The sequence below is a fragment of the Nocardioides sp. CF8 genome (genome assembly GCF_000389985.1).
Classification (GTDB): Bacteria; Actinomycetota; Actinomycetes; order Propionibacteriales; family Nocardioidaceae; genus Nocardioides; species Nocardioides allogilvus.
Genome location: NZ_CM001852.1, coordinates 3523079 through 3545475, shown reverse-complemented (window position 1 = coordinate 3545475; position 22397 = coordinate 3523079). Strand labels below are relative to the sequence as shown.

The 22397-nt window shown below is 72.3% G+C and carries 20 protein-coding genes; 12 read left to right on the top strand and 8 right to left on the bottom strand.

Features of this window, described 5'->3' with window-relative positions:
• Window positions 1-35 precede the first annotated feature (35 nt).
• Window positions 36-1895 (top strand): penicillin-binding transpeptidase domain-containing protein, encoded by a 1860-nt coding sequence (locus CF8_RS17290; protein WP_010834391.1) that lies wholly within the window; start codon window positions 36-38, stop codon window positions 1893-1895.
• Window positions 1896-1912: 17 nt separating this feature from the next.
• On the opposite strand, the gene CF8_RS23525 is transcribed toward CF8_RS17290, so the two are convergent.
• The 5 genes from CF8_RS23525 to CF8_RS22645 form a co-directional block, all read right to left on the bottom strand.
• On the bottom strand, window positions 1913-2365 hold the full coding sequence (locus CF8_RS23525; protein WP_269634818.1) for a phosphotransferase family protein: 453 nt from the start codon (window positions 2363-2365) through the stop codon (window positions 1913-1915).
• A gap of 20 nt (window positions 2366-2385) precedes the next feature.
• A complete protein-coding gene (locus CF8_RS23520) occupies window positions 2386-2847 on the bottom strand; it encodes a phosphotransferase (protein WP_036491332.1) in 462 nt (153 codons plus the stop codon).
• A 150-nt stretch (window positions 2848-2997) separates the two neighbouring features.
• Window positions 2998-3864 carry a sucrase ferredoxin gene (locus CF8_RS17275; RefSeq protein ID WP_010834388.1) on the bottom strand — a complete coding sequence of 289 codons (867 nt, stop codon included), beginning with the start codon at window positions 3862-3864 and terminating at the stop codon, window positions 2998-3000.
• A complete protein-coding gene (locus CF8_RS17270; protein WP_010834387.1) occupies window positions 3861-5093 on the bottom strand; it encodes a cupin domain-containing protein in 1233 nt (410 codons plus the stop codon). Before CF8_RS17270 ends, CF8_RS17275 begins: the two co-directional genes overlap by 4 nt.
• The gene (locus CF8_RS22645; protein WP_232211527.1) at window positions 5093-5263 is read right to left on the bottom strand and encodes a hypothetical protein; all 171 of its coding nucleotides are present in this window, start codon (window positions 5261-5263) and stop codon (window positions 5093-5095) included. Before CF8_RS22645 ends, CF8_RS17270 begins: the two co-directional genes overlap by 1 nt.
• A gap of 279 nt (window positions 5264-5542) precedes the next feature.
• Here CF8_RS22645 and CF8_RS17265 point away from each other — a divergent pair, with 279 nt between their 5' ends.
• From CF8_RS17265 to CF8_RS17235, 7 genes are all read left to right on the top strand, one after another.
• Window positions 5543-7015 (top strand): amidohydrolase, encoded by a 1473-nt coding sequence (locus tag CF8_RS17265; protein WP_010834385.1) that lies wholly within the window; start codon window positions 5543-5545, stop codon window positions 7013-7015.
• Window positions 7016-7085: 70 nt separating this feature from the next.
• Complete coding sequence (locus CF8_RS17260) at window positions 7086-8552, top strand: pyridoxal phosphate-dependent decarboxylase family protein (RefSeq protein ID WP_010834384.1); 1467 nt, start codon at window positions 7086-7088, stop codon at window positions 8550-8552.
• A complete protein-coding gene (locus tag CF8_RS17255; protein WP_010834383.1) occupies window positions 8549-9850 on the top strand; it encodes a lysine N(6)-hydroxylase/L-ornithine N(5)-oxygenase family protein in 1302 nt (433 codons plus the stop codon). The genes CF8_RS17260 and CF8_RS17255 overlap by 4 nt, the downstream gene beginning before the upstream one ends.
• The gene (locus tag CF8_RS17250) at window positions 9847-10380 is read left to right on the top strand and encodes a GNAT family N-acetyltransferase (protein ID WP_010834382.1); all 534 of its coding nucleotides are present in this window, start codon (window positions 9847-9849) and stop codon (window positions 10378-10380) included. The genes CF8_RS17255 and CF8_RS17250 overlap by 4 nt, the downstream gene beginning before the upstream one ends.
• On the top strand, window positions 10377-12176 hold the full coding sequence (locus CF8_RS17245; RefSeq protein ID WP_051204254.1) for an IucA/IucC family protein: 1800 nt from the start codon (window positions 10377-10379) through the stop codon (window positions 12174-12176). Before CF8_RS17250 ends, CF8_RS17245 begins: the two co-directional genes overlap by 4 nt.
• Entirely contained in the window at window positions 12173-14071 is a 1899-nt protein-coding gene (locus tag CF8_RS17240; protein ID WP_010834380.1) for a penicillin acylase family protein, read from the top strand. Before CF8_RS17245 ends, CF8_RS17240 begins: the two co-directional genes overlap by 4 nt.
• Entirely contained in the window at window positions 14068-14580 is a 513-nt protein-coding gene (locus tag CF8_RS17235; protein WP_010834379.1) for a GNAT family N-acetyltransferase, read from the top strand. Before CF8_RS17240 ends, CF8_RS17235 begins: the two co-directional genes overlap by 4 nt.
• A gap of 44 nt (window positions 14581-14624) precedes the next feature.
• On the opposite strand, the gene CF8_RS17230 is transcribed toward CF8_RS17235, so the two are convergent.
• Window positions 14625-15806: a helix-turn-helix domain-containing protein gene (locus tag CF8_RS17230; RefSeq protein ID WP_036491330.1), complete on the bottom strand. Its 1182-nt coding sequence runs from the start codon at window positions 15804-15806 to the stop codon at window positions 14625-14627.
• A 103-nt stretch (window positions 15807-15909) separates the two neighbouring features.
• On the opposite strand from CF8_RS17230, the gene CF8_RS17225 reads away from it, so the two are divergent.
• The 4 genes from CF8_RS17225 to CF8_RS17210 all read left to right on the top strand — a co-directional run bounded on the left by CF8_RS17225 (window position 15910) and on the right by CF8_RS17210 (window position 20359).
• Window positions 15910-17043: a ferredoxin reductase gene (locus CF8_RS17225; RefSeq protein ID WP_010834377.1), complete on the top strand. Its 1134-nt coding sequence runs from the start codon at window positions 15910-15912 to the stop codon at window positions 17041-17043.
• Window positions 17044-17110: 67 nt separating this feature from the next.
• Window positions 17111-18343, top strand: coding sequence for a fatty acid desaturase family protein (locus CF8_RS17220; protein ID WP_010834376.1), 1233 nt, complete (start codon window positions 17111-17113; stop codon window positions 18341-18343).
• A gap of 104 nt (window positions 18344-18447) precedes the next feature.
• Window positions 18448-18696, top strand: coding sequence for a hypothetical protein (locus tag CF8_RS17215; protein WP_010834375.1), 249 nt, complete (start codon window positions 18448-18450; stop codon window positions 18694-18696).
• Window positions 18697-18757: 61 nt separating this feature from the next.
• A complete protein-coding gene (locus tag CF8_RS17210; protein WP_010834374.1) occupies window positions 18758-20359 on the top strand; it encodes a hypothetical protein in 1602 nt (533 codons plus the stop codon).
• Between the two features lie 240 nt (window positions 20360-20599).
• Here the strand turns inward: CF8_RS17210 and CF8_RS17205 are convergent, their stop codons facing one another.
• Together CF8_RS17205 and CF8_RS17200 are read right to left on the bottom strand one after the other, a co-directional pair.
• Entirely contained in the window at window positions 20600-21538 is a 939-nt protein-coding gene (locus tag CF8_RS17205; protein ID WP_010834373.1) for an oxidoreductase, read from the bottom strand.
• Window positions 21535-22353: a maleylpyruvate isomerase family mycothiol-dependent enzyme gene (locus CF8_RS17200; RefSeq protein WP_010834372.1), complete on the bottom strand. Its 819-nt coding sequence runs from the start codon at window positions 22351-22353 to the stop codon at window positions 21535-21537. Before CF8_RS17200 ends, CF8_RS17205 begins: the two co-directional genes overlap by 4 nt.
• Window positions 22354-22397: the final 44 nt, after the last annotated feature.

The window sequence follows — 22397 nt, the reverse complement described above, 5'->3', positions numbered from 1 at the left end:
GGGTATAGGTGCCAGGTGGCCACTAGCGTGAGGCCATGCGCTCTCGGCTCGCTGTCCTCGTCCTCGCAGGCTCGCTCACGCTGAGCGGCTGCCAGCTGATCGACGGCGGGGAGGGCCCCGATGCTGCTCTCGAGTCGCTCGCCGAGGGGCTGTCGTCAGGTGACCTGAGCGGGGTGCCGTTCGACTCCCCGGACGCCGTCGCGGCCCATGCAACGGTCGTCGAGGGACTCGGGGACGTGACCCCCAGCGTCGAGGTCGCCGACGCCGAGGTCACCGATGACACCGCCACCGCTCCGCTGACGTGGACCTGGGAGCTCGACGGCCAGCCCTGGGCCTACGAGACCACCGCCGACCTCACCCGCGTCGAGGACGCCTGGCAGGTCGAGTGGGCGCCGTCGCTGGTCGAGCCCTCGCTCGTCGAGGGCGAGCACCTCACCCTGACCCGCACCGCCGCCGAGCGCGGCCAGATCCTGGGCGCGGGCGAGCGGGCGATCGTCGCGCCGCGCGACGTCGTCCGGCTCGGGCTGGACAAGACGAAGCTGACCGCGACTGACGACCTGGCGACGTCGGCGCGCGCGATCGCCACGGCCCTCTCAGTCCGGCCGGGGCCCTTCGTCAAGCAGGCCGAGGCGGCCGGCGACAAGGCGTTCGTCGAGGCGATCGTGCTCCGCGCGGAGGAGGCGACCACCGCCGTACCCCCCGCCTATGCCGAGATTCCCGGCGCCGTCTCGCTCGCCGACCAGCAGCACCTCGCGCCGTCGCGGGGCTTCGCGGCGCCCATCCTGGGCAGCGTCGGCGAGGCGACCGCGGAGATCGTCGAGGAGTCCGGCGGATCGGTCGAGGCCGGCGACGTCGTGGGCCTGTCCGGCCTGCAGGCGAGGTACGACGACGAGCTGACCGGCACCCCCGGCCTGACCGTCATCGCGGCCGGCGCCGACAACGACCGGGCCGTCCACGACGTCGCCCCGGTCGACGGCACGCCGCTGCAGACCACCCTCGACATCGACCTGCAGACGAAGGCCGAGCAGGCCCTGTCGACCGTCGGCCCCGCGAGCGCCGTCGTCGCGATCCGGCCCTCCGACGGCGCGATCCTGGCGGCCGCCAGCGGCCCGGGGAGCAAGGGCCTGAACACGGCGACCTTCGGGCAGTACGCACCCGGCTCGACCTTCAAGGTCGTGACCTCGCTGGCGCTGCTGCGCGCCGGGGTGCGGCCCGAGGACACGCTCGAGTGCGCGCCGACGACGGTGGTGGACGGGAAGTCGTTCAAGAACTACGACGACTACCCCTCGTCGGGGCTGGGCACGATCACGCTGCGCCAGGCCGTCGCCAACTCGTGCAACACCGCCTTCATCTCGTCGCGCTCCCTCGTGGAGGACGGCGCCCTCGCCGAGGCCGCGGCGGCGCTGGGGCTGGGCGTCGACCACGACCTCGGCTTCCCGGCCTACTTCGGCCAGGTCCCGCCCCCCGAGGGCGAGACCGAGGCCGCGGCCGACCTGATCGGGCAGGGCAAGGTGCTCGCCTCCCCGCTCGCCATGGCCACCGTCGCCGCCTCTGTCGCGGCGGGCCGTGCCGTACTCCCGGAGCTCCTGCCGTCCCTCGACGTCGCGCAGACCGCCCCCGCCGAGCCACTGACCGGTGCCGAGGCCTCAGCCCTGCAGGAGCTGATGCGCGCCGTGGTGACCGACGGCTCCGGCTCGTTCCTCGCCGACCTGCCGGGGCAGGTCGGCGCGAAGACCGGGACGGCGGAATACGGCTCGCCCGACGCGTCCGGCTCACTGCCCACCCACACCTGGATGATCGCCACCCAGGACGACCTCGCCGTCGCGGTGTTCGTCGAGACCGGCGAGTCGGGCTCGCGGACCGCCGGGCCGATCCTGGAGGCGTTCCTCTCCTAGTGCCCCCGGCTGACCCACTAGCGGTGGCTGAGGGCCTCCACGTAGACAGGAAGGTTCGCATGGAGCCGCAGCAACCGGTCGCACGTGGTCGAGACCTCGGCACTCCCCAAGGCTGAGCCGGCACGCCGGGTGGCGTTGTGGACCAGCCAGCCGCTGTGCGCCACGACCCAGCCACCGAAGACCCACGGCTTCGCAGGGACCCGGACGTCCTCAGACGCCGCTTCATAGGCGTCCACCACGCCTCGGAACGAGGAGGGTGTTGTCGACCAATCGAGAGCAATCGTCACGACGTCACGCAGGACCGGTTGGCGTCCGGCGGAGTCCCAGTCCAGCGCGAGCAGGCGACCGCTGGGATCGAGAAGCGTGTTCTTGGGATCCAGGTCTCCGTGCGCTGACACATGCGCCGCGAGCTGACCGGGAGCGGCGGTCAGTCTCTCCAGGTCGGCCAAGGCCGGTGCTGCCGCTCTCAGGCGGCACTCGAGTCGTTCGTTCAGTCCCGGGGTGTTCGCGAGGCTGGTCCCCCGGACTCGTCCGATGGATCGTCATCCAGTGTCAGGTCGACATGGCCCTCGATCGAATGAATCTTGGCCAGCAGTTCCCCGGCCCAGCGACCGGACTCCGGGGTGATGGCGGGGGTGACCCCCTCGACCCAGTGGTGCACGCGGACCAACTTGCCAGCCACTGCCGCAAGGCAGGTGCCCTGCGAGGTGGGGACCGGCTCGGGGCACGGAACGCCGGCGGTGAACGCCGCCTGTTCCACCGCAAAAGCGTTCTCGATGTTGTCCTGGAAGTCGTGCGAGTCGGCGTTGATCCCCATGATCTTGACTGCATAGGCGCCGGCCGAAGTCTCAACCCGGTACAGGGCGTTTGACAGGCCGCCCGACACCTCGCTTGCTGACGTCACCGGGTGGAGATCGAAGTGGGCCGGAAGGCGAGCGAGAATGTCGTGCACCTGAAGACTCTCGATCCGCCAGCTCGAGGTCGCAACCTGTTTCGCCCAGCTGACCCGTGAAACTCCACGCAAGCGCGTGGAGTTTCGGGCTCCTACACCCAAACCGGGGTGAAACTCCACGCCTGTGCGTGGAGTTTCATGGCATCGCGGTCAGGCCTCCACCGACACCACGTCCCACTGCAGCGCCCGCGTCTCGCGCGTCGCCCGGCAGGTCAGCCGGGCAGCATCGGTACGGCGCTGGCTGGTGACGACCACGCGCACGCGGGACGGCAGCGGGTCGACGCCGAGCAGCTCGACCGTCCAGGTCCCGGAGTCGAAGGTGCCGACCTGGTCCAGCAGCCGGGTCGACAGGCGCGCGATGGGCGCCGGTCCCCATCGGGTGAGGGCCGTGCCGAGGGCGACCTGTTCGGCGGGGTGCAGGCCCGCCACTCCGCGCAGCCAGGCGCCGTCCGCCCGTCCGGCCAGGTGGGCCTCGACCATGGGCACCGCCTGCTCGGCCGGCATCTGGGCGTAACAGGTGCGGTCGGGCAGGAGCAGCACGTTGGGTGCGAACCGGTCGCCGCCGAGGTGGCTGCACTCGAAGGTCGTCCCGGGCCACCGCTGCGACAGCGCCGCCGCGACGGGCCGGCCCTCGACGGCGCAGCAGACGTCGTGCAGTCCGTGGGTGCACACGAGCAGGAGGGGCTCGGGGTGGGGAGAGCCGGCACCCGGCTCCAGCGTCGCGAGCAGGTCATCGGGGTGGTCCCAGCGCCCGGCGCGCAGCTCGCCGTCGAGGCACCGGAACCACCGGCGTGGTGCCGGCGCAGAGGGCACCCGCCCGTGCGGGCGGACGAGCAGGGTGCGCTGCCCGGGGTGGCCCAGCCGGCGCAGCAGCTCGTCGGAGAGGTCCGCGCCGAAGGGCGCCGTCACCGGCCACGGTCCGGGGTGCTCGACGAGCAGCCAGTCGCGCTGGGGTGGGGCCGTGCCGAGCCGGGGGTCACCCCGGTCGACGGCGCCCAGGGAGCAGCGGAAGGTCATCCGGCGACGACCAGTCCCGCCTCGATCAGCGTCCGCGCGGCGTCCGAGCCGAGGTCCCCGGCGGTGAGCACGTCGCCGGCCAGCAGCCGCTTCAGCGCGTCGCCCGGCACCTCGTCGACCCGCACCCGGCCGGCGCGCGCGTGCAGCACGCCGTCCACCAAGGTGGCGTCGAGGTGCTCGCGCAGGCGGAGCGTCGTGCTCTGCGTCAGCCGTACGGCGAGGGCATGCTGGGCCAGCGGCCCGAGCGGCGCAGCGCGCTGCGCGTCGCGGCGCCGGGCCTGCAGGCGCCCGGCCACCGCGGCCGGGTCGAGGGTGTCGATCGCGGCCCGGAGCTTGGCAGCGACGACGTCCGTGTCGAGCTCGCCGGTCGCCAGGCTCGTGCCCAACGGCAGCGAGGTGCGCGCCCCCTCGTCGTCAGCCAGCTCGGCGAGGGCGAGCGCGACGAGCTCCTGCGCGACGGCGTACCGCGTCCAGGCGTGGATCCCGAGGGTGAGGTGGACGGTGACGCCACCGAGCGCGGTGGCGGCGTGCAGGAAGCCGCGGGGGAGGTAGAGCGCGTCGCCGGGCTCGAGCACGGTCTCTATCAGCGGTTCCTGCTCCGCGGCGAGTCGCACTGCCTCGCGGTGGTCCGTCCAGGGCTGGTCGCGCAGCGGCGAGGGGTGCACGGGCGCGTGGATGGACCAGCGCTTGCGCCCGGCGACCTGGAGCACGAAGACGTCATGGACGTCGTAGTGGTCGTCGAAGCCCTGGTTCTGCGGGGGAGTGACGTAGGCGTTGGCCTGGACGGGGTGGCCGAGGTCGGCGGCCAGCTGCTGGCAGAAGTCGATGAGCGGCGGCCACACGCGGTGCAGCGCCTGCAGGACGATCGTGGAGCCGCCGGCGAAGAGGGCCGCGAGCTTGTCGTCGCTCACCTGGTCGGCGATGCCCGCCCCGAGTCCGCCCGGGGCCGTGAAGGCCGCGTTGGCCAAGGTGTCGCCCTGCTTGGCGACCCGCAGGAAGGGCGTGCGCAGGCCGCGCCGGCCCACCAGCTCGTCGACCGACGCCTCGCTCAGCAGGTCGGCGAAGCCTGCCGGGTCGGCCGCGCGCAGGAGCAGCGGTTCGCGCCCCCACACCGTCCGGGCGAACGTGTCGACGTCGCCGATGACGCGGGCCAGGGCGGGGCGGTCGTGCGGGTTCGCGACGGCGGGCGCGGGGGCGTCCCCGCGCCCGCTGTCAGCGGGTCGTGACATCAGGAGCTGCTGTCGGCCCCGCCGTCGGCCCCACCGTCCTGCTGGCCGGGCGTGCCTTCGGCGCCACCGTCGGCGGGCCCTTCGGCGCCACCGTCGGCACCGCCATCCTGCTGGCCGGGCGTGCCTTCGGCACCGCCGTCGGCGGGACCCTCGGTCTCGGACTGGCTCATGTCGTCCTCTCCCTTGCACTCAGGGCCCGGGGGCCCGCTGGCGCGGCGCCGGTCGGCGTCGTCACTTCGTGTATAGCCCGCTCCGGGCGGCCGTCACACACCCCGAAGGACGAGGCGGCACGGCAGCCACCGGGGCCCCGATGAACTTCCACTCGGGCGAGTGGAAATGCAGGGCCTGTGCGGCCCGGCCACGCTCAGCCGCCCCTGAACTTCCACCCGTGCGAGTGGAAGTGCAGGGCGGGTCGGGCGACGCCTTGTGCCCGACCTACCGTGGCCCTCATGCGCATCGAAGGAGTCCGGCTGGTCGCCGTCACCGACCCCGCTTCCGAGGGCCCGGTCGACGTCACGGTCGACAACGGGGTCGTCACGTCGGTGGAGCCCGCAGGGGACCCGAGCGCCGACCACGGCTGGCTGATGCCGGGCCTGTGGGACCAGCACGTCCATCTCGGTCAATGGTCGCTGTCGAGTGCCCGTCTCGACCTCGCGCCGGCGCGCTCCAGCGCCCAGGCGGTCGAGCTCGTGCGCGAGCGCCTCGAGGAATATCCCGACTGGCCGGTCATCGGCTGGGGACACCGTCCGACCGCCTGGGACCACCCGCCGGTCGTGTCCGATCTCGACGCGATCGAGACCGACCAGCCGATCGTGCTGATCTGCGGCGACGGTCACCACGGCTGGCTCAACACCCGCGCACTGCAGATGCTCGCCCTCCCCACCCGCGAGGGCGTCGTCGCCGAGGGGGAGTGGTTCCAGGCCTACGGCCGCCTCACCACCGTGCTCGGCTCCGACGGCACCGGCCCCGACGCCTACCGCCGCACGATGGAGGTCGCCGCGGCCCAGGGCATCGTCGGCCTCGTCGACTTCGAGTTCAGCGGCGGCGTCCCCGAGTGGCTCGAGCGCTGGAGCGAGGGTGCCGACCTCCTGCGCGTCCGGATGGCGTCGTACGCCGATGGGCTGACCGACGTCATCGAGCGCGGCCTGGCTTCGGGCCGCCCGCTCGGCGACGACCCTCGGCTCACGATGGGACCGCTGAAGATCATCAGCGACGGCTCGCTCAACACCCGCACCGCCTGGTGCTGCGAGCCCTACGCCGAGAAGGCCGTCCACGGCTTCCCCCACGGCCAGCCCAACCAGGGTCCCGAGGAGCTCCGCGCCCTGCTCGCGCGCGCTGCCGAGCACGGGTTCAACGTCGCCGTACACGCCATCGGCGACCGCGCCGTCACGGAGGCCCTCGCGGCCTTCGCTGACACCGGCGCGCGCGGCGGCATCGAGCACGTGCAGCTGACGACGCGCGACGACGTACGGCGGATGGCCGAGCTCGGAGTTCGCGCGAGCGTGCAGCCGGCGCACCTGCTCGACGACCGCGAGGTCACCGAGCGGCTGTGGCCGGGCCGGGCAGAGCGCTGCTTCCCGCTGCGCTGGATGCTCGACGACGGCGTCGACGTGGTGCTCGGCTCCGACGCGCCGGTCTCGCCGCTCGACCCCTGGCTGGCGATCGCGGCCGCGGTCCACCGCGCCGTCGAGGGCGACGAGCCGTGGCACCCGGAGCAGGCGATCACCGCCCGGGAGGCCATCGCCGCCTCCACCGACGGGTGGGGCACGGTCGCAGTCGGCCACCCGGCCGACTTCGTGCTCCTCGACACCGACCCGCTCGCCGGCGACGACGACCACGCGCACGCCACCCGGCTGCGGTCGATGGGCGAGCACGTCCTCGGCACCTGGGTCGCGGGGGAGCGCATCCACTCCGCTGAGTGACCCCGGATCGCTCTGGATCAGCGGAGTTACTAAGGTAAGCCTTACCTAATCCCTAGGAAAGGCTCTCTCGGTGTCTTCCTCCCTGCGCCACCTCTTCCACCCGGACAACGCGGACGGCTACCGCGCCGCGATCGACGTCTCTGCCGACCGCCTCGTCCGGCACCTCACGGCCACCGACGGCCGCCCCAGCCGCGGCACCAGCCCCCGCGAGGCCGCGAGCCGCGTCGCCCGGACCGACCTCGACGCGCCTCTCGGCGACACCGACGCGGTGCTCGACGAGCTCTCGCGACTGTGGCTCGACGACACGATCTGGTTCCACGAGCCGACCTACGCCGCCCACCTCAACTGCCCGGTCGTCATCCCGGCGCTGATGGCGGAGGTCCTCATCAGCGGCGTCAACGCCAGCCTGGACACCTTCGACCAGAGCGTCGGCGGCACCTTCATCGAGCGGCACCTCGTCGACTGGACGGCCGAGCGGATCGGCTACGACGAGACCGCCGACGGCATCTTCACGACCGGCGGCACGCAGTCCAACCTGCAGGGCCTGCTGCTCGCGCGCGGCCACGCCTCCGGGCCCCGCGAGAAGCTGCGGATCTTCGCCAGCAGCGACGGCCACTTCTCGGTCCAGAAGGCGGCCCGCCTCCTCGGCCTGGGCGAGGCGGCCGTGATCGCCGTACCCACCGACGACCGCCGCCGGATGGACCCGCTCGCGCTCGCCCGCGCGCTCGCGGAGTCCGTCGGTCGCGGGGAGGTCCCGATGGCGATCGTGGCCACCGCAGGCACCACCGACTTCGGCGCCATCGATCCGCTGGCCGAGATCGCCGCGCTGGCCCGCGCCCACGACGCCTGGTTCCACGTCGACGCGGCGTACGGCGGAGGGTTGCTCATCTCGCCGCGCCACCGCGACTGGCTCGCCGGCATCGAGCGGGCCGACTCGGTCGCGATCGACTACCACAAGACGTGGTTCCAGCCGGTCTCCTGCAGCGCGTTGATCGTCCGCGACGGCGCCACGCTGGGCCACGTCACCTGGCACGCCGACTACCTCAACCCCAAGGACTCCGCGCACCCCAACCAGGTCGACAAGAGCCTCCAGACGACCCGGCGCTTCGAGGCGCTCAAGCTCTGGGTGAGCCTGCGCGTGATGGGCGCCGACGCGCTCGGCGGCTACCTCGACGACGTCATCGACCTGACCCGCGAGGTCGCCGGGTCCATGCGCGACCTCGGCGACATCGAGCTCGCAGCCGACCCGCAGCTGAGCACGCTCGTCTTCCGCTACCGGCCCGTCGGCGTGCCCGACCACGAGGTCGACCGGATCAACACCCGCATCCGGGCCGAGCTCTTCGACAGCGGCCGCGCGATGGTCGCGGCCACCAAGGTCGGGGGCGTGGCCTTCTTGAAGTTCACGCTGCTCAACCCCAAGGCGACGCACGACGACATCCTCGGCATCGTCGAGCTCATCCGCGACGCCGGCGCCCGCCACCTCGCCCGCCGCATCCCGGGCCGCGACCTCCACCTCCTCCAAGGAGTCGTCGCATGAGGACGCACGACCTCATCGGCATCGGCGTCGGCCCGTTCAACCTCGGTCTCGCCTGCCTCGCCGAACCGCTCGACGACCTCGACGCGGTCTTCCTCGAGGCGCGCGACGACTTCTCCTGGCACCCCGGGATGCTGCTCGACGACGCCACCTTGCAGGTGCCGTTCATGGCCGACCTCGTCACCCTGGCCGACCCGACGTCGCCGTACAGCTATCTCAACTTCCTCAAGGACGTCGGCCGGCTCTACTCGTTCTACATCCGCGAGAGCTTCTTCCCGCTCCGCCGGGAGTACGACGACTACTGCCGCTGGGCGGCCGAGCGCCTGACCTCGATCCGGTGGGGCCAGCCCGTCACCCGCGTCGAGCACGACGGTGAGGCCTATGTCGTCACCAGCGCGACCGGCGAGGCCTGGCGCGGTCGCAGGCTGGTCCTCGGGACGGGTACGGCGCCGCGCCTGCCCTTCGAGGTCGAGGGGCCCGCGCTGCACTCGGCCGACTACCTCGCCCGCAAGGCCGACCTGCTGTCGACCGGGTCGATCACCGTCGTCGGCAGCGGGCAGAGCGCGGCCGAGGTCTATGCCGACCTCCTGGCCGAGCAGGAGGCGCACGGCTTCGAGCTGACGTGGCTGACGCGGAGCCCGCGCTTCTTCCCGATGGAGTACACCAAGCTCACCCTCGAGATGACCTCGCCCGAGTGGACGTCCTACTTCCAGGCGCTCCCCGGCGCCACCCGCTCCCGGGTGCAGGCGGGCCAGCAGGCGTTGTCCAAGGGCATCAGCTCGGAGACGATCAACGCGATCTTCGACGAGCTCTACCGCCGCGAGGCGCTCGGCGGCGTCGACACGACGCTGCTCACCGCGACCGAGGTGCGCTCCGCGCAGTGGGACGGCGAGCGCTACACCCTCGACCTGCACCACACCGAGCAGGACGTCGACGGCCGGATGACGACCGAGTCGCTGGTCCTCGCGACCGGCTACGCGTCGAGCGTGCCGGAGTTCCTGGCTCCGGTCCGGGACCGGCTGCGCCTCGACGAGCAGGGGAGGTACGCCGCCGACGGCTCCTTCTCCGTCAGCCACACCGACGACGTGTTCGTCCAGAACGGCGAGGAGCACACGCACGGCTTCGTCGCCCCCGACCTCGGCATGGGCGCACTGCGCAGCTCGGTGATCCTCGCTGGCGTGCTGGGCCGCGAGCCCTACCGCGTCGAGAAGCGCATCGCCTTCCAGGAGTTCGGCATGCCGGACCGTTTCCGCTCGCCCTCGGAACAGCCCGCGGAGCAGCTCGCAAGGAGCACGTCATGAGACTGACCATCGAACCGCTCGACCTGGCCCGCGACCTCGCCACCCTGCAGGCGTGGGTCACGCACCCCCGCTCGGTGTTCTGGGGGATGCAGGGCGCGACCCTCGACGAGGTGCACGCGGAGTATGCGCGCATCGCCGACGACCCGCACCACGAGGCGCTGCTCGGTCGCGCCGACGGCTCGCCGGTGTTCCTGATGGAGCGCTACGACCCGTTCCACAGCCCGCTGGCAGACCTGCCCGAGCTGGCCGCGGGCGACGTCGGGATGCACCTGCTGGTCGCCCCGACCGACACCCCCGTCCCCGGCTTCACGGGCGCGGTCATGCGCCGGGTCGTCGAGGAGTGCTTCGCCGACCCGGCCGTCGCGCGCGTCGTCGTCGAGCCGGACGTCCGCAACGACAAGATCGCCGCGCTCAACGCGGCCGTTGGCTTCCGGGTCGTCCGACCGGTGCGCCTGCCCGACAAGACCGCGGCCTTCAGCACCTGCACACGCGCCGACTTCGTCGCCTCGCAACTGGGAGGCGTGGCATGAGTGATCACTTGACGCCCGCGGTCATGGCCGAGGCGCAGCGACGGCTGGTCGCCAAGGCGCTCTCCGAGTTCGCGCACGAGCGGCTCCTCACGCCGACCGAGACGCCGGGCGGGTGGCAGGTGGTCGCCGGCGCATCGACGTACGACTTCACGGCCCGCGTGCACGCCCTAGAGCACTGGGTCATCGACGCGGCCTCGCTGACGCGCACCGTGCACGGCAAGGCCGCACGGCTGGACGCCCAGGAGCTCGTCGTCGAGTGCAACGACGTGCTCCGGATCCCGGCCGCGCTGCTGCCGACCTACCTCGAGGAGATCGCGAGCACGCTCGCCTCGTCGGCCTGGAAGCTGGTCCACCACACCACCTCGTCGAGGGACCTCGTGCACGCGGACTACCAGCAGGTCGAGGCCGCGATGAGCGAGGGACACCCCGCCTTCGTCGCCAACAACGGGCGGATCGGCTTCTCCGCCGAGGACTTCGCGGCGTACGCCCCGGAGACGGGTTCGGACGTGCGGCTGCTCTGGATCGCCGTACGGCGCAGCGAGGCCCACCTCTCGCTCGCGCACGACACCGACGAGCGGGCGCACTATGCGGCCGAGCTCGGCGACGACGTCGTCGCGTCGTTCGAGGAGCGGCTGCGCGGGCTGGACCTCGACCCGGCCGACTACCTCTACCTCCCCGTGCACCCGTGGCAGTGGACCCACCGGCTCGCGATCACCTTCGCCCCCGACGTCGCCCGGCGGTCGCTGGTGCTGCTCGGCGAGGGGCCCGGCGCGCACCGTGCGCAGCAGTCGATCAGGACGTTCTTCCCCGTCGAGCACCCGACGCGGTCCTACGTGAAGGTCGCGCTGGCGATCCAGAACATGGGCTTCGTGCGCGGGCTGTCCCCGGCCTACATGGCGGCCACGCCGGCCATCAACGACTGGGTCGCGGACGTGGTGGACAACGATGAAACCCTTGCTGCATGCGGGTTCTCGGTGCTGCGCGAGCACGCCGCGATCGGCTGGACGGGCGATGTCTTCCACCGGCTGGCCGACACGTCGCCGTACCGGAAGATGATCGCTGCGCTCTGGCGCGAGAGCCCGGTGGAGCGGCTCGCGCCGGGGGAGCGGCTGGCGACGATGGCCTCCCTGCTGCACCGCGACCGCGACGGGGTGGCGCTGGCGACCGAGCTGGTGCGCGCCTCCGGGCTGCCGGCCGAGCAGTGGGTGGCGACCTACCTGCGGGCCTACCTGCGACCGCTCGTGCACTGCCTGCTGGCCTACGACCTCGCGTTCATGCCGCACGGCGAGAACCTCGTCATGGTGCTCGACAGGCACGTGCCGACCCGGATGCTGATGAAGGACATCGGCGAGGAGGTCGCGGTGATGGGCGACCTGCCGCTGCCGCCCGAGGTCGAGCGGATCCGCGCCGACGTGCCGCTCGACGTGCGCGCGCTGGCGATCCACACCGACGTGTTCGACGGGTTCCTGCGCTACCTCGCGGCGATCCTGGACGAGGACGGCGTGCTGTCCTCCGATGTCTTCTGGGCGCTCGTTGCGGACTGCGTGCTCGACCACGAGCGCACGCATCCGGAGCTGGCCGATGCCGCTGCGGCCTACGACCTGCTGCGTCCGACCTTCCGTCACAGCTGCCTGAACCGGCTCCAGCTGCGCAACACGCTGCAGATGGTCGACCTCACCGACCAGGCCGAGTCGCTGATCTTCGCGGGCGAGCTGGCCAACCCGGTGTCCCACCGCTGGTTGAGCAGGCGCGCCAGCGCCGTGTCGAAACCAAGGCACGCGCTGGCGGACGCATGACGATCCGCCGCGACTCCTTCGGCGTGCCGCACGTGAGCGGCGCGGACGTGCTCGACCTGGCCTTCGAGCAGGGCCGGGCGACGGCGACCGATCGCCGTTGGCAGCTGGAGATCGAGCGGCTGCGCGGCGAGGGGCGGACGGCGTCGCTGGTCGGGTCCGGAGGTGTCGAGTGGGACACCTTCGCCCGCCGGGCCCGGATCGCGGAGACCGCGCAGCAGGCGTTCGCGGCGGCAGATCCGGAGACGCAGGCGTTCGTGAGTGCGTACGTCGACGGCGTGCGCGCGGCACTGCCGAGCGCGCCGTGCGCCGAGCTCGAGCAGCTCGGCCCGGCTCCCGGGGAGTGGCAGCCGTGGACGCCGATGGCGATCTTCCTCGTGCAGCACGTCCTCTTCGGCGCGGTCGGTCACGACCTGTGGCGCCGTCGGGTGCGAGGGGTGATGCCCGAAGCGGTTGGCATCCTCCTCGGCCACGACCCCAACGCCGGCGGCAGCAACGCCTTCGTGATCGGCGGCGCGCTCACGGCGAGCGGGTTCCCGATCATCGGCGGCGACCCCCACCGGCTGTTCGAGTCGCCCAACGTCTACGCCCAGGTGCGCCTCTCGTGCCCCGACTTCGACGTCGTCGGGCTGACGTTCCCCGGGGTGCCCGGGGTGCAGCACTTCGGGCACGCGGGCGACGTCGCGTGGGCGGTCACCAACGCGATGGCCGACCAGCAGGCGCTGGTCGAGGTGCCGGTGTCGTCCTGCACGTCCACCTCGACCGTGATCGAGGTCCGGGACGCGGCTCCGGTGACCGTCGACCTGCTCTCCTCGGACACCGGGCCGGCGCTGCTCGTCGACGGTGACGTCGCGCTGTGCCTGACCGGTCCGTCGTACGCCGAAGGCTCGATGCTCGACGCGGTCCTGCCGCTGCTCCGGTCCCGGTCGGTCGAGGACGTCGACACCGCGCTGGAGCGCTGGGTCGAGCCGGTCAACAACGTGCTCGTCGCGGACCGTGCCGGGCGCATGCTGCACCGGGTCGCCGGCCAGCTGCCGGTCCCGCTCCCGCGGGTCGCCGGGTCGCCGGACGGGGTGCTGGTGTCGGCCAACGACCGGGTGAACGCCGACTTCGACGTGCTCGGCGACCGGTTCGCCCCGCCCCACCGCGCTTCCCGCCTGCGGTCGCTCCTCGGGGCACCCGATGCCTGGACCCCGGCTGCCGTCGCTGCGGTGCTCGGCGACGTACACCTCGACCACGACCTGCTGCTGACGCGCATCGCCGCCCTGGACACCCTCTCCGAGCGGGCCGGGGCGAACCGGTCCGTCCTGCTCGGCTGGGACCGGAGCTTCGGTGCGACGTCCACCGCTGCCGCGCTCTACGCCCAGGTGCGCGACCGGCTGGTCCTGGCCATCGCCGAGTCCGAGCCGCTCGCCTCGCTGGCCGACGCAGCGGCGTACGGCGAGATGTGGGTGCCGTGGCTGTGGCTGCCCGGTCGCGTCGCCTCCACGCTCGAGCGCTGGCTCACGGTCGACAGGCCGCTCGGCATCGACATCGAAGCACTGATCGCCTCCGCGCTGGACGTCGAGCCGGCGAGCGCGACCTGGGGCGAGCGGCACCGCTTCGCGCCGCTGCACGCCCTGACCGACCTCGGGGTGACGCATCCCTTCGACCCGCCCGTTGCCGGTCGAGGGCTGGCCGGTGACACCGACTGCGTCGCTGCGACCGGCTCGATCCCGGGCCTGCCCGTGAGCGTGTCCGGACCGGTCGCGCGCTACGTCTGGGACCTCGGCGAGCGCCGCGAGAGCCGATGGGCCGTGCCGCTCGGAACCGCCGGGGACCCCCGGAGCCCACACCACGAGGACCAGTTCGAAGCCTGGTCCAGCTGCCGGTTGATCCCGGTCGAGGAGATGTCATGACGATCGCCTTCCGCCCCGTCGCCCCGCGGATCGACGCGGCCCTGATCCATGCGTGGGTCACCGAGCCGCGAGCGCGCTTCTGGGGCATGCTCGACCGCGACCTGGACGAGGTCCGCGACATCTACACCTGGATCGTCGAGCAGCCACACCTCACCGCCTCGATCGCCTCGGTCGACGACGTGCCGGTCGCGCTGCTGCAGACCTACGACCCGTTCGTCGACGAGATCGGCGACTTCTACGACCGCCGCCCCGGCGACCTCGGCCTGCACCTCTTCCTCGCCGACGAGCCCGCCCGCGCCGGCCACACGACGACGGTGGTCACCACCGCGGTGCGCTCGCTGCTCGCCCGGCCCGGCGTCGAGCGGATCGTGCTCGAGCCCGACGCGGCCAACGAGCGGTCCATCGCCCTGCTCATCCGGCTCGGTGCCGCTCTCGGGCCGGTCGTCGAGCTGCCCGGGAAGACGGCCCAGTTCGTGTTCCTCGACGAGGCGAACCTCGTCTCCCCCTGACCGCCACCGCGCGGGCGCCACGGTGCACGCCCCATTCGGCGAGGTCACGCCAGGGCCAGCGTCGCCTCGAGCACGAACTGGGGGTCCTCGAGCCGGTCGCCGTACAGCTCGCGCAGCTGCTGGACGCGATAGCGCACGGTCTGCGGGTGCACGAAGAGCTCCGCCGCGACCGCGTCGCGCCGGCCTTGGTTGAGCACCCAGGACCGCAGGGTCTCGGTGAGCTTCTCGATCGTCGAGGGCCGCTGTCCGGCGAGCGGGGCGAGGACCTGGACGCGGAGGGCGGTGCGGGTGTCGCTCTCCGCGGCGAGGACCAGCGCGGCCAGGTGGGCGTTGGTGTCGACGAGGCCGGACAGGCCGAGGTCGAAGGCGCGCGCAGCCAGCTGGTGCGAACGAGCGGCCTCGAGCCACGGCACCGACGGCCCGACGACACTGCTGGTGCTGCGGAGGGCGCGCAGGAGCCCGGCCCGCGCCGCCGCAGAACCGGTGGAGGGCACGAGCAACAGTGCCCAGCCGTCCGGGATGCCCGGCAGGTCCTCGACGGGCTGGAGGGTGTCGGCGTCGATCAGCGTGGAGGCGTGGGCGGCCTGCGACTCCGGGAGGAGTACGGCGACCAGCTCGACCGGCGGCGCCCAGCCCGCCCGCTCGGCGGCCGCGACGACGGAGTCGGCCGAGGCGCCCGTGACGAGCGCGCGCGCGAGGCGTTCGAGGTTGCGCTGGCGCAGGCGACCGGTGCTCTCCAGCTCGTCGGTGTGCCCGGCCGCGCTCGCGGCGGACAACTCGTCGATGTAGGCGAAGACGAGCTCGGCGAAGCGCGACATCTGCCCCGCATCGATGCCGGCCCCGACGGCGGTGCGCGACATGTCGCGCCACGAGACCCGGGCGCCGATGCGGTAGGCCGCCAGCAGCGCCTCCATCGTCCGGCCGTTGCGTGCCTCGCCGCGGCCGAGCTGGTAGGCCCCCTCCAGGGCGGGTGCCATCGGCAGGCTCTCGCCCTCTCGCTTGGCCAGCGTCAGGAAGCCGCCCAGCGCGAGCTGCACGGCGTTGCGGATCGTGGCGCCCATCGGGCCGCTCAGTGCCCCGGCATAGCTCGGGACCTCGTCGATGATCGCTGCGACGGCGCGTTCGGCGACCACCGCGAGCTGGCCGCGGAGCACGTCCACGACCGCCTCGTCGAGACCCACCACCGTGCGTTGTTGTGTGGTGCCGCGCACAACCCGACGTGCCATTGTGGTCAAACCTCCGACTCTTGTTCGATCTGAACAAGAGTGTAGCCGTGATTCACGTGCACAGGGCAGGAACTTCGACGCCGCGACGGGCACTGTTGGACACATGAGCCCCTCACTGATGACCGGGAGCAGCGCCACCTCGCTGCGCTCGCGCCTGACGCGCCTGGCTGAGTCGGCCACGACGCCGCTCGTGCCCGCCGACTTCCTCGACCTCTTCGCACCGCTGCGCGCCGGCGCCGACCTCCGCGGCCGGATCGAGCAGATCACCGCCGAGACCCCCGACGCCGCCACCATCGTCATCCGCCCGGGCGCCGACTGGGCGGGTCACAAGCCCGGCCAGTACCTCCGCATCGGCATCGACGTCAACGGCGTCCGCCAGTGGCGCGCCTACTCGCTGACCCACGGCCCCCGCGCCGACGGTCGCATCTCCATCACCGTCAAGGCCGTGCCCGACGGCATGGTCAGCAACCACCTCGTGCACGAGGCCGTGCCCGGCACGCTGGTCCACCTCGAGCAGGCGGCCGGCGAGTTCGTGCTCAACTCCGACCACGACAAACTGCTCTTCGTCACGGCCGGCTCGGGCATCACGCCGGTCATCGGGATGCTGCGCAACCTCTTCCCGAGCACCGACACGGGCGTCCTCAAGCTCGACCGCAGCAAGGACCTCGACATCGTCGTCGTCCACGTCGCGCCCAGCGAGCCCGACTCGATCTTCCTGCGCGACCTGCAGGCGCTCGACGCCTCGGGCGCGATCCGCCTGGTCGCGCGGTACGACGACGTGCACGGCGTCCTCAAGGTCGACGACCTCACCGACCTGGTCGCCGACCTCGCCGACCGCCGCACCCTCGCGTGCGGCCCGGCCGGACTCCTCGACGCGCTCGGCGCCCACCACGAGGCGGCCGGGCTGGAGCTCGTCACCGAGCAGTTCCGCACCGCCCGCGTCGAGCCCGGCGAGGGCGGCTCCATCTCCTTCGCCAACGGCACCACCGTCGAGCTCGACGGCGCCACCTCGATCCTGGACGGGGCCGAGGAGGCCGGCGTCCTGATGCCCAGCGGCTGCCGGATGGGCATCTGCATGGGCTGCGTGCTGCCGATGACCCAGGGCTCGGTGCGAGACCTGCGCAACGGCCAGATCACCACGGCCGTCCCCGGCGAGACCGGCCCCGGCGCCACCGGCGCCGTCAAGATCCAGACCTGCATCAGCGCCGCCGCCGGCGCCTGCGACCTCGACCACTGACCCAATCCATCCGGGGTTTCGTGACGGGACTTCGTCCCTCCTCAACCCCCGATCGAAGGAGACTCGCATGACCACGATCCAGAAGCAGGCCCAGAGCCCCATCGCCCACCTCACGCCCGAGGACATCGAGCAGATCGGCGTCGAGCTCGACGCGATCCGTCAGTCGGTCCTCGACTCCCGCGGAGCCGACGACGCCGCCTACATCCGCAAGGTCATCAAGGTGCAGCGCTCGCTCGAGCTCGGCTCCCGCGCCGTGCTGCTGGCCAGCATCTTCCCGCCGGCGTGGGTCGTCGGCACCGCCGGCCTGAGCGTCGCCAAGATCCTCGAGAACATGGAGATCGGCCACAACATCCTGCACGGCCAGTGGGACTGGATGCGCGACCCGAAGATCCACTCGACGACCTGGGAGTGGGACATGGCGACGCCGGCCCGCGCCTGGCAGCACTCGCACAACGAGCTGCACCACACCTACACCAACGTGATCGGCAAGGACAACGACCTCGGCTACGGCATCATGCGCGTCGACGAGGACCAGCGCTGGCACCCGTTCTTCCTGGCGCAGCCGCTGTGGAACTTCATCAACGCCTGCTTCTTCGAGTACGGCATCGCGGCCTACGACCTCGAGCTCGGCCGCCACCTCCGCGTCCCCAAGGACAAGCGCAGCCCGCAGTTCAAGGCCGAGGTGCGCGCCGTGCTCAAGAAGATCCGCGCGCAGGCGACCAAGGACTACCTCGTCCACCCCGCGCTCTCGATCCCGACCGGCTCGTTCCTGCCCACGCTGGCGGCGAACTTCACGGCCAACGTGGTCCGCAACCTGTGGAGCCACTCGGTCATCATGTGCGGCCACTTCCCCGAGGGCGTCGAGACCTTCGAGAAGGCCTCGATCGACGGCGAGACCCACGGCGAGTGGTACGTCCGCCAGATGCTCGGCTCGGCCAACATCTCGGGTTCGAAGGCCATGCACATGATGACCGGCAACCTGTCGTTCCAGATCGAGCACCACCTCTTCCCCGACCTCAACAGCAACCGCTACGCCGAGATCGCGCCGCAGGTCCAGGCCCTCTTCGAGAAGTACGGCCTCACCTACACGACCGGCTCGCTGCCCAAGCAGGTCTACTCGGCCTGGCACAAGGTCGTGCGCCTCTCGCTGCCCAACGGCTGGCTGGCCACGACGACCAAGAAGAACCTGCCCTCGCAGGTCGCGCTGCTCTACAAGATGAGCAAGGGCGGCCCGAAGGTCCGCCGCGCCGCACAGGCTCGCCTGGACCAGGTCGCCCGTCGACAGGACCTCGCTGCCTGATCCCTGCGCGTTGATCCCCAACCTGGGCGATGTCCGCATCCTCCGTTCGAGGGACCGTTGGCTCGGCAACGGCAGAGGACTCGGGTCAGGCGAGAGGGGCAGGGATGAAGTGGCACAAGTCCGAGGAGATCATCGACATCACGCACCGGCTGCGGCACATCGAGGAGCTGCGGGTGCCTGACCTGGTGGGACCGCGCGAGCCGGTCGAGCAGGGCGTCGAGGAGCTGCCGCCGCTGCTGGACGTCGAGCGGCACCAGGGCCGGATGTACGTCGCCGGGCACGAGCCGCACTTCCGCACCGTGACACTCCTGCAGCCCGTCCGGCCCCGCACCCCCGGCGACGACCGGGCCTGAGCGCCCGCCCTGCCGGCAGGGGTGCGCTGGGCGGGGACGGCGAGGCCCTAGCCTTGCCCGGGTGATCTGGATCGTGCTGGGACTCTTCGTGGCCCTGGTCGCGGTCGGTCCCTGGGTCCTGGTCGCCGCGGTCGCGGCCCTGGCCGTGCCACGGATCCGCTGGTGGGTCCAGGACCGGATCTGGATCAGCTGGCAGCGTGCCGGAGCCGGCGTCGCCGTACTCGCCGTCGTGGTCGGACTGGTCGTGCTGGTCCCGGACGGCTGGCTGCCGGTCCCGCAGGCGCCGGGGCTGATGATGACTCCGTCGTACGTCGGGCGGCCGGCGCTCGAGCGCCCGGTGCCGATCGCCGCGATCCCGCAGAACCCGCACCTCGCACGCAACGGCGCGAGCTCGATGCACAACGACGCCGCCGCGTCCGACACCTATGCCTGGGCCGGCCCGAGCGGTCTCGAGCCCGAGGTCGACACATCGTGGTTCGGCCTCGAGGAGTGCGCGACCCTCGCCTTCGACAACCAGGACCGGCTGGTCGCCCTCTGCGGCGACCTGGCCGGCCCGACGCTGCACGTCGTCGACCCCGAGTCGATGGACAAGCTCGCCACCAAGGCCCTCCCCGATCGCGCCGAGAGCGACCAGCGCCCGTGGGAGGACCTTTGCGGCGGTGCCTACTTCTACCTCGACAACGCTGACCGGGCCGTCGTGGCGACCACCGACCGCCGGATCCTGGCCATCCGCACCTCCGACGCCGACGGCGAGCCCGACCTCACCACCGACCAGGCCTGGGACCTCGGCAAGGCCGTGCCGCAGGACGACTGCCTGATCGCGGTGCTGCCGGACTGGGCGGGGCGGATCTGGTTCGAGACCCAGGACGGGCTGGTGGGCACCGTCGCCCCGGGCAGCGGCGAGGTGCGCACGCTCGACATCGGGGAGGAGATCGCCAACTCGTTCGCCATCGACGAGACAGGCGGCACCTACGTCGTCACGACGCACGCGCTCTACCGGCTCTCGGCCGGCCCCGGGGGCGTGCCCGTCGTCGACTGGCGTGCGGAGTACGACCGCGGCTCGGAGCAGAAGACGGGGCAGCTCAGCCGGGGGAGCGGGACGACGCCGACGATCATCGACGGCGGCATCATCGCGATCACCGACAACGCCGAGCCGCGGATGCGCGTCGCCTTCTACGAGCGCTCGTCAGGGCGGGAGATCTGCACCCAGCCCGTTTTCGAGGACGACGAGAGCGCGACCGACAACTCGCTGGTCTCGGTGGGCGACGGCGTGATCGTGGAGAACAACCACGGCTACGGCAGTCCGGTCTCGACCCTGCTGGGTCGCGGCACCAGCCCGGGTCTCGCCCGCGTCGACGTCGCCGGCGGTGCCTGCAAGCTCGCGTGGACGAGCGACGAGGTCGCCCCCTCGAGCGTCGCGAAGGTGTCGGCGGCCAACGGCCTGGCCTACGCCTACACCAAGAAGCCCAACTGGTGGGGCGTGAGCGCGTGGTACCTCACGGCTCTCGACGTCACCACCGGCCGCACCGTCTTCAGCGTCCGCGCCGGCACCGGGGTGCTGATGAACAACCACTACGCCGCGATGACGATCGCCCCCGACGGGGCTGCCTGGATCGCCACCCTGGCCGGCCTCGTGCGGGTCCGCGACCGCGTGCGCGACTGACGCTGCGGCGTACGGCGACCAGGAGCGTGCGCAGGCCCGGGCCCCGAGCGGTGAGTGAGCCACACTTTCCTCATCGAGAATGTGGCTGGCTCACCGCTCATTCGGCGTGTCCCCGGGGCGCGCGGGCGCCGAGGTGGCACACCCACATTTCTCCGCCCGAGAATGTGGCTCACTCACCGCCCGGTGTCGATCGTGCGCGACTGACGCTGCGGCGTACGGCGACCAGGAGCGTGCGCAGGCCTAGGGCCAGCTCAGCCCGACCGCTTCCTCGCTGACCTCCCAGAGCTGGCGCTGGACCTCGGGGTCCTGCGCGAGCGAGCGGGCGGTGACGATCTGCGGGGTCCCGGACATCTGGCCGAGGCCGGACGGGCCGACGTAGGTGCTGCCGGGCAGGTCGGCCGTGGCGGCCATCAGGCTCGGCCAGGCGCCGGCGTGCGCCGGTTGGGAGACAGCCTTGATGGCCGCGTCGAGGATGCTCGCGACACCGCCCGCACCGCGGCCGAACTGACCGTTGGCCGCGAGGTGGGTGCCGGAGAAGCCGGGGTGGGCGGCCAGCGCACGCAGCGGCAGCCCCTTGTCCCGGGCCCGCCGGTCGAGCTCGAAGGTGAAGAGCAGGTTGGCGAGCTTGCTCTCGCTGTACGCCGCCCAGCGGGCGTAGCGGCGCTTGGACCTCGGGTCCCACACGGGCGCGTGCCGGGCGCGCCGGTGCATCTGCGAGGACACCGCCACGACGCGGGCATCGCCGCTCGCGACGAGCTGGGGCAGGAGCAGGCCGGTGAACAGGAACGGGCCGAAGTGGTTGGTCGCCATCTGCGACTCGAACCCGTCGGCGGTCCGCCGGAAGGGCGGCGCCATGATGCCGGCGTTGTTGACCAGCACGTCGATCGGCCCCAGCTCACCGGCCGCCTCGCCGGCGGTGCGCACGGAGGCGAGGTCGGCCAGGTCGACGACGAGCTTCTCGAGCACGGCGCCGGGCACCTCGGCCACGATCGCGGACTCGGTGCTGTCGAGCTTGTCGGCGCTGCGCCCGGCGAGCACGACGCGTCCGCCGCGGCGGGCGAGCTCGAGGGCGGTGTAGTGGCCCAGGCCGCCCTCGGTCGTGCCGGTGACGAGGATCGTGCGTCCCGTCTGGTCGGGGATGTCGGCGAGGGTCCAGGCGGGGGACGACGTCGCGGTCACGGGGTCACCGCCAGGTGGTCGACGACCTGCTGGCCCAGGGCCTGGTCGCCGGAGATCTCGACCTGGCCCGGGGCGGGGAGGCGTCGGCCGCCCGCGAGCAGGACGAACGTCTCCCGGTCGGTGCGCAGCGTGACGGTCGGGTCGGCCGGGACGGCCTCGAGCAGCTGGCCGCGGCTTTCGTCGGTCACGGTGGCGGCGAGCGGGGCGTGTCCCTCGACCTCCAGCACGACGGTCGTGCCGGGCGCGGCCTTGAGCTTCTTGGCGAGGACGTAGCCCAGGGACTCGGCGAGGTAGTCGGCGCTGTGGCGAGCCGCGGGGCTCTCCAGCCCTCCGGGCAGGTCCAGCGCGCGGCGTACGTCCTGCTCGTGCATCCAGACGTCGAGCGGACGGTTGCGCAGCAGAGTCAGGGTGTTCCAGCCGATGGCGCCGAAGAGCCCGGGCGCGGGCGCCGCGGGGTCGGTCGGCGGGTCGGCCAGGAGCTGGGTGTGCCGGGAGGTGGTGCTGCTGCGGATCTCGTTGATCAGCTCGTCGGGGGTGCGCTCGCGTCGCGCGACGACGCCCTGCTCGGTGAACTGGCCCATCATTCCGCGGGCGTGCGGGGCGTCGCCGATCTCGACCTCGTCGTGGGCCTGGCCCGCGAGCAGCGCCTCGAGGTGGGCGGTGTGGGCGGCGGCGGCGTGGACGTCCCAGCCGGGCAGGTCGGTCGGGGTGTCCCACGCGTCGGCGGGCACCTTCTCCAGCAGCGCGGTGAAGTCGTTGACTGCCTCCCACCAGACATCGACGAGACCACGCAGCTGCTCGGGGGCATCAGTCATGACGAGCACCCTAAGTGTTCTGTCCGGACAGGTTGGGCACGCGG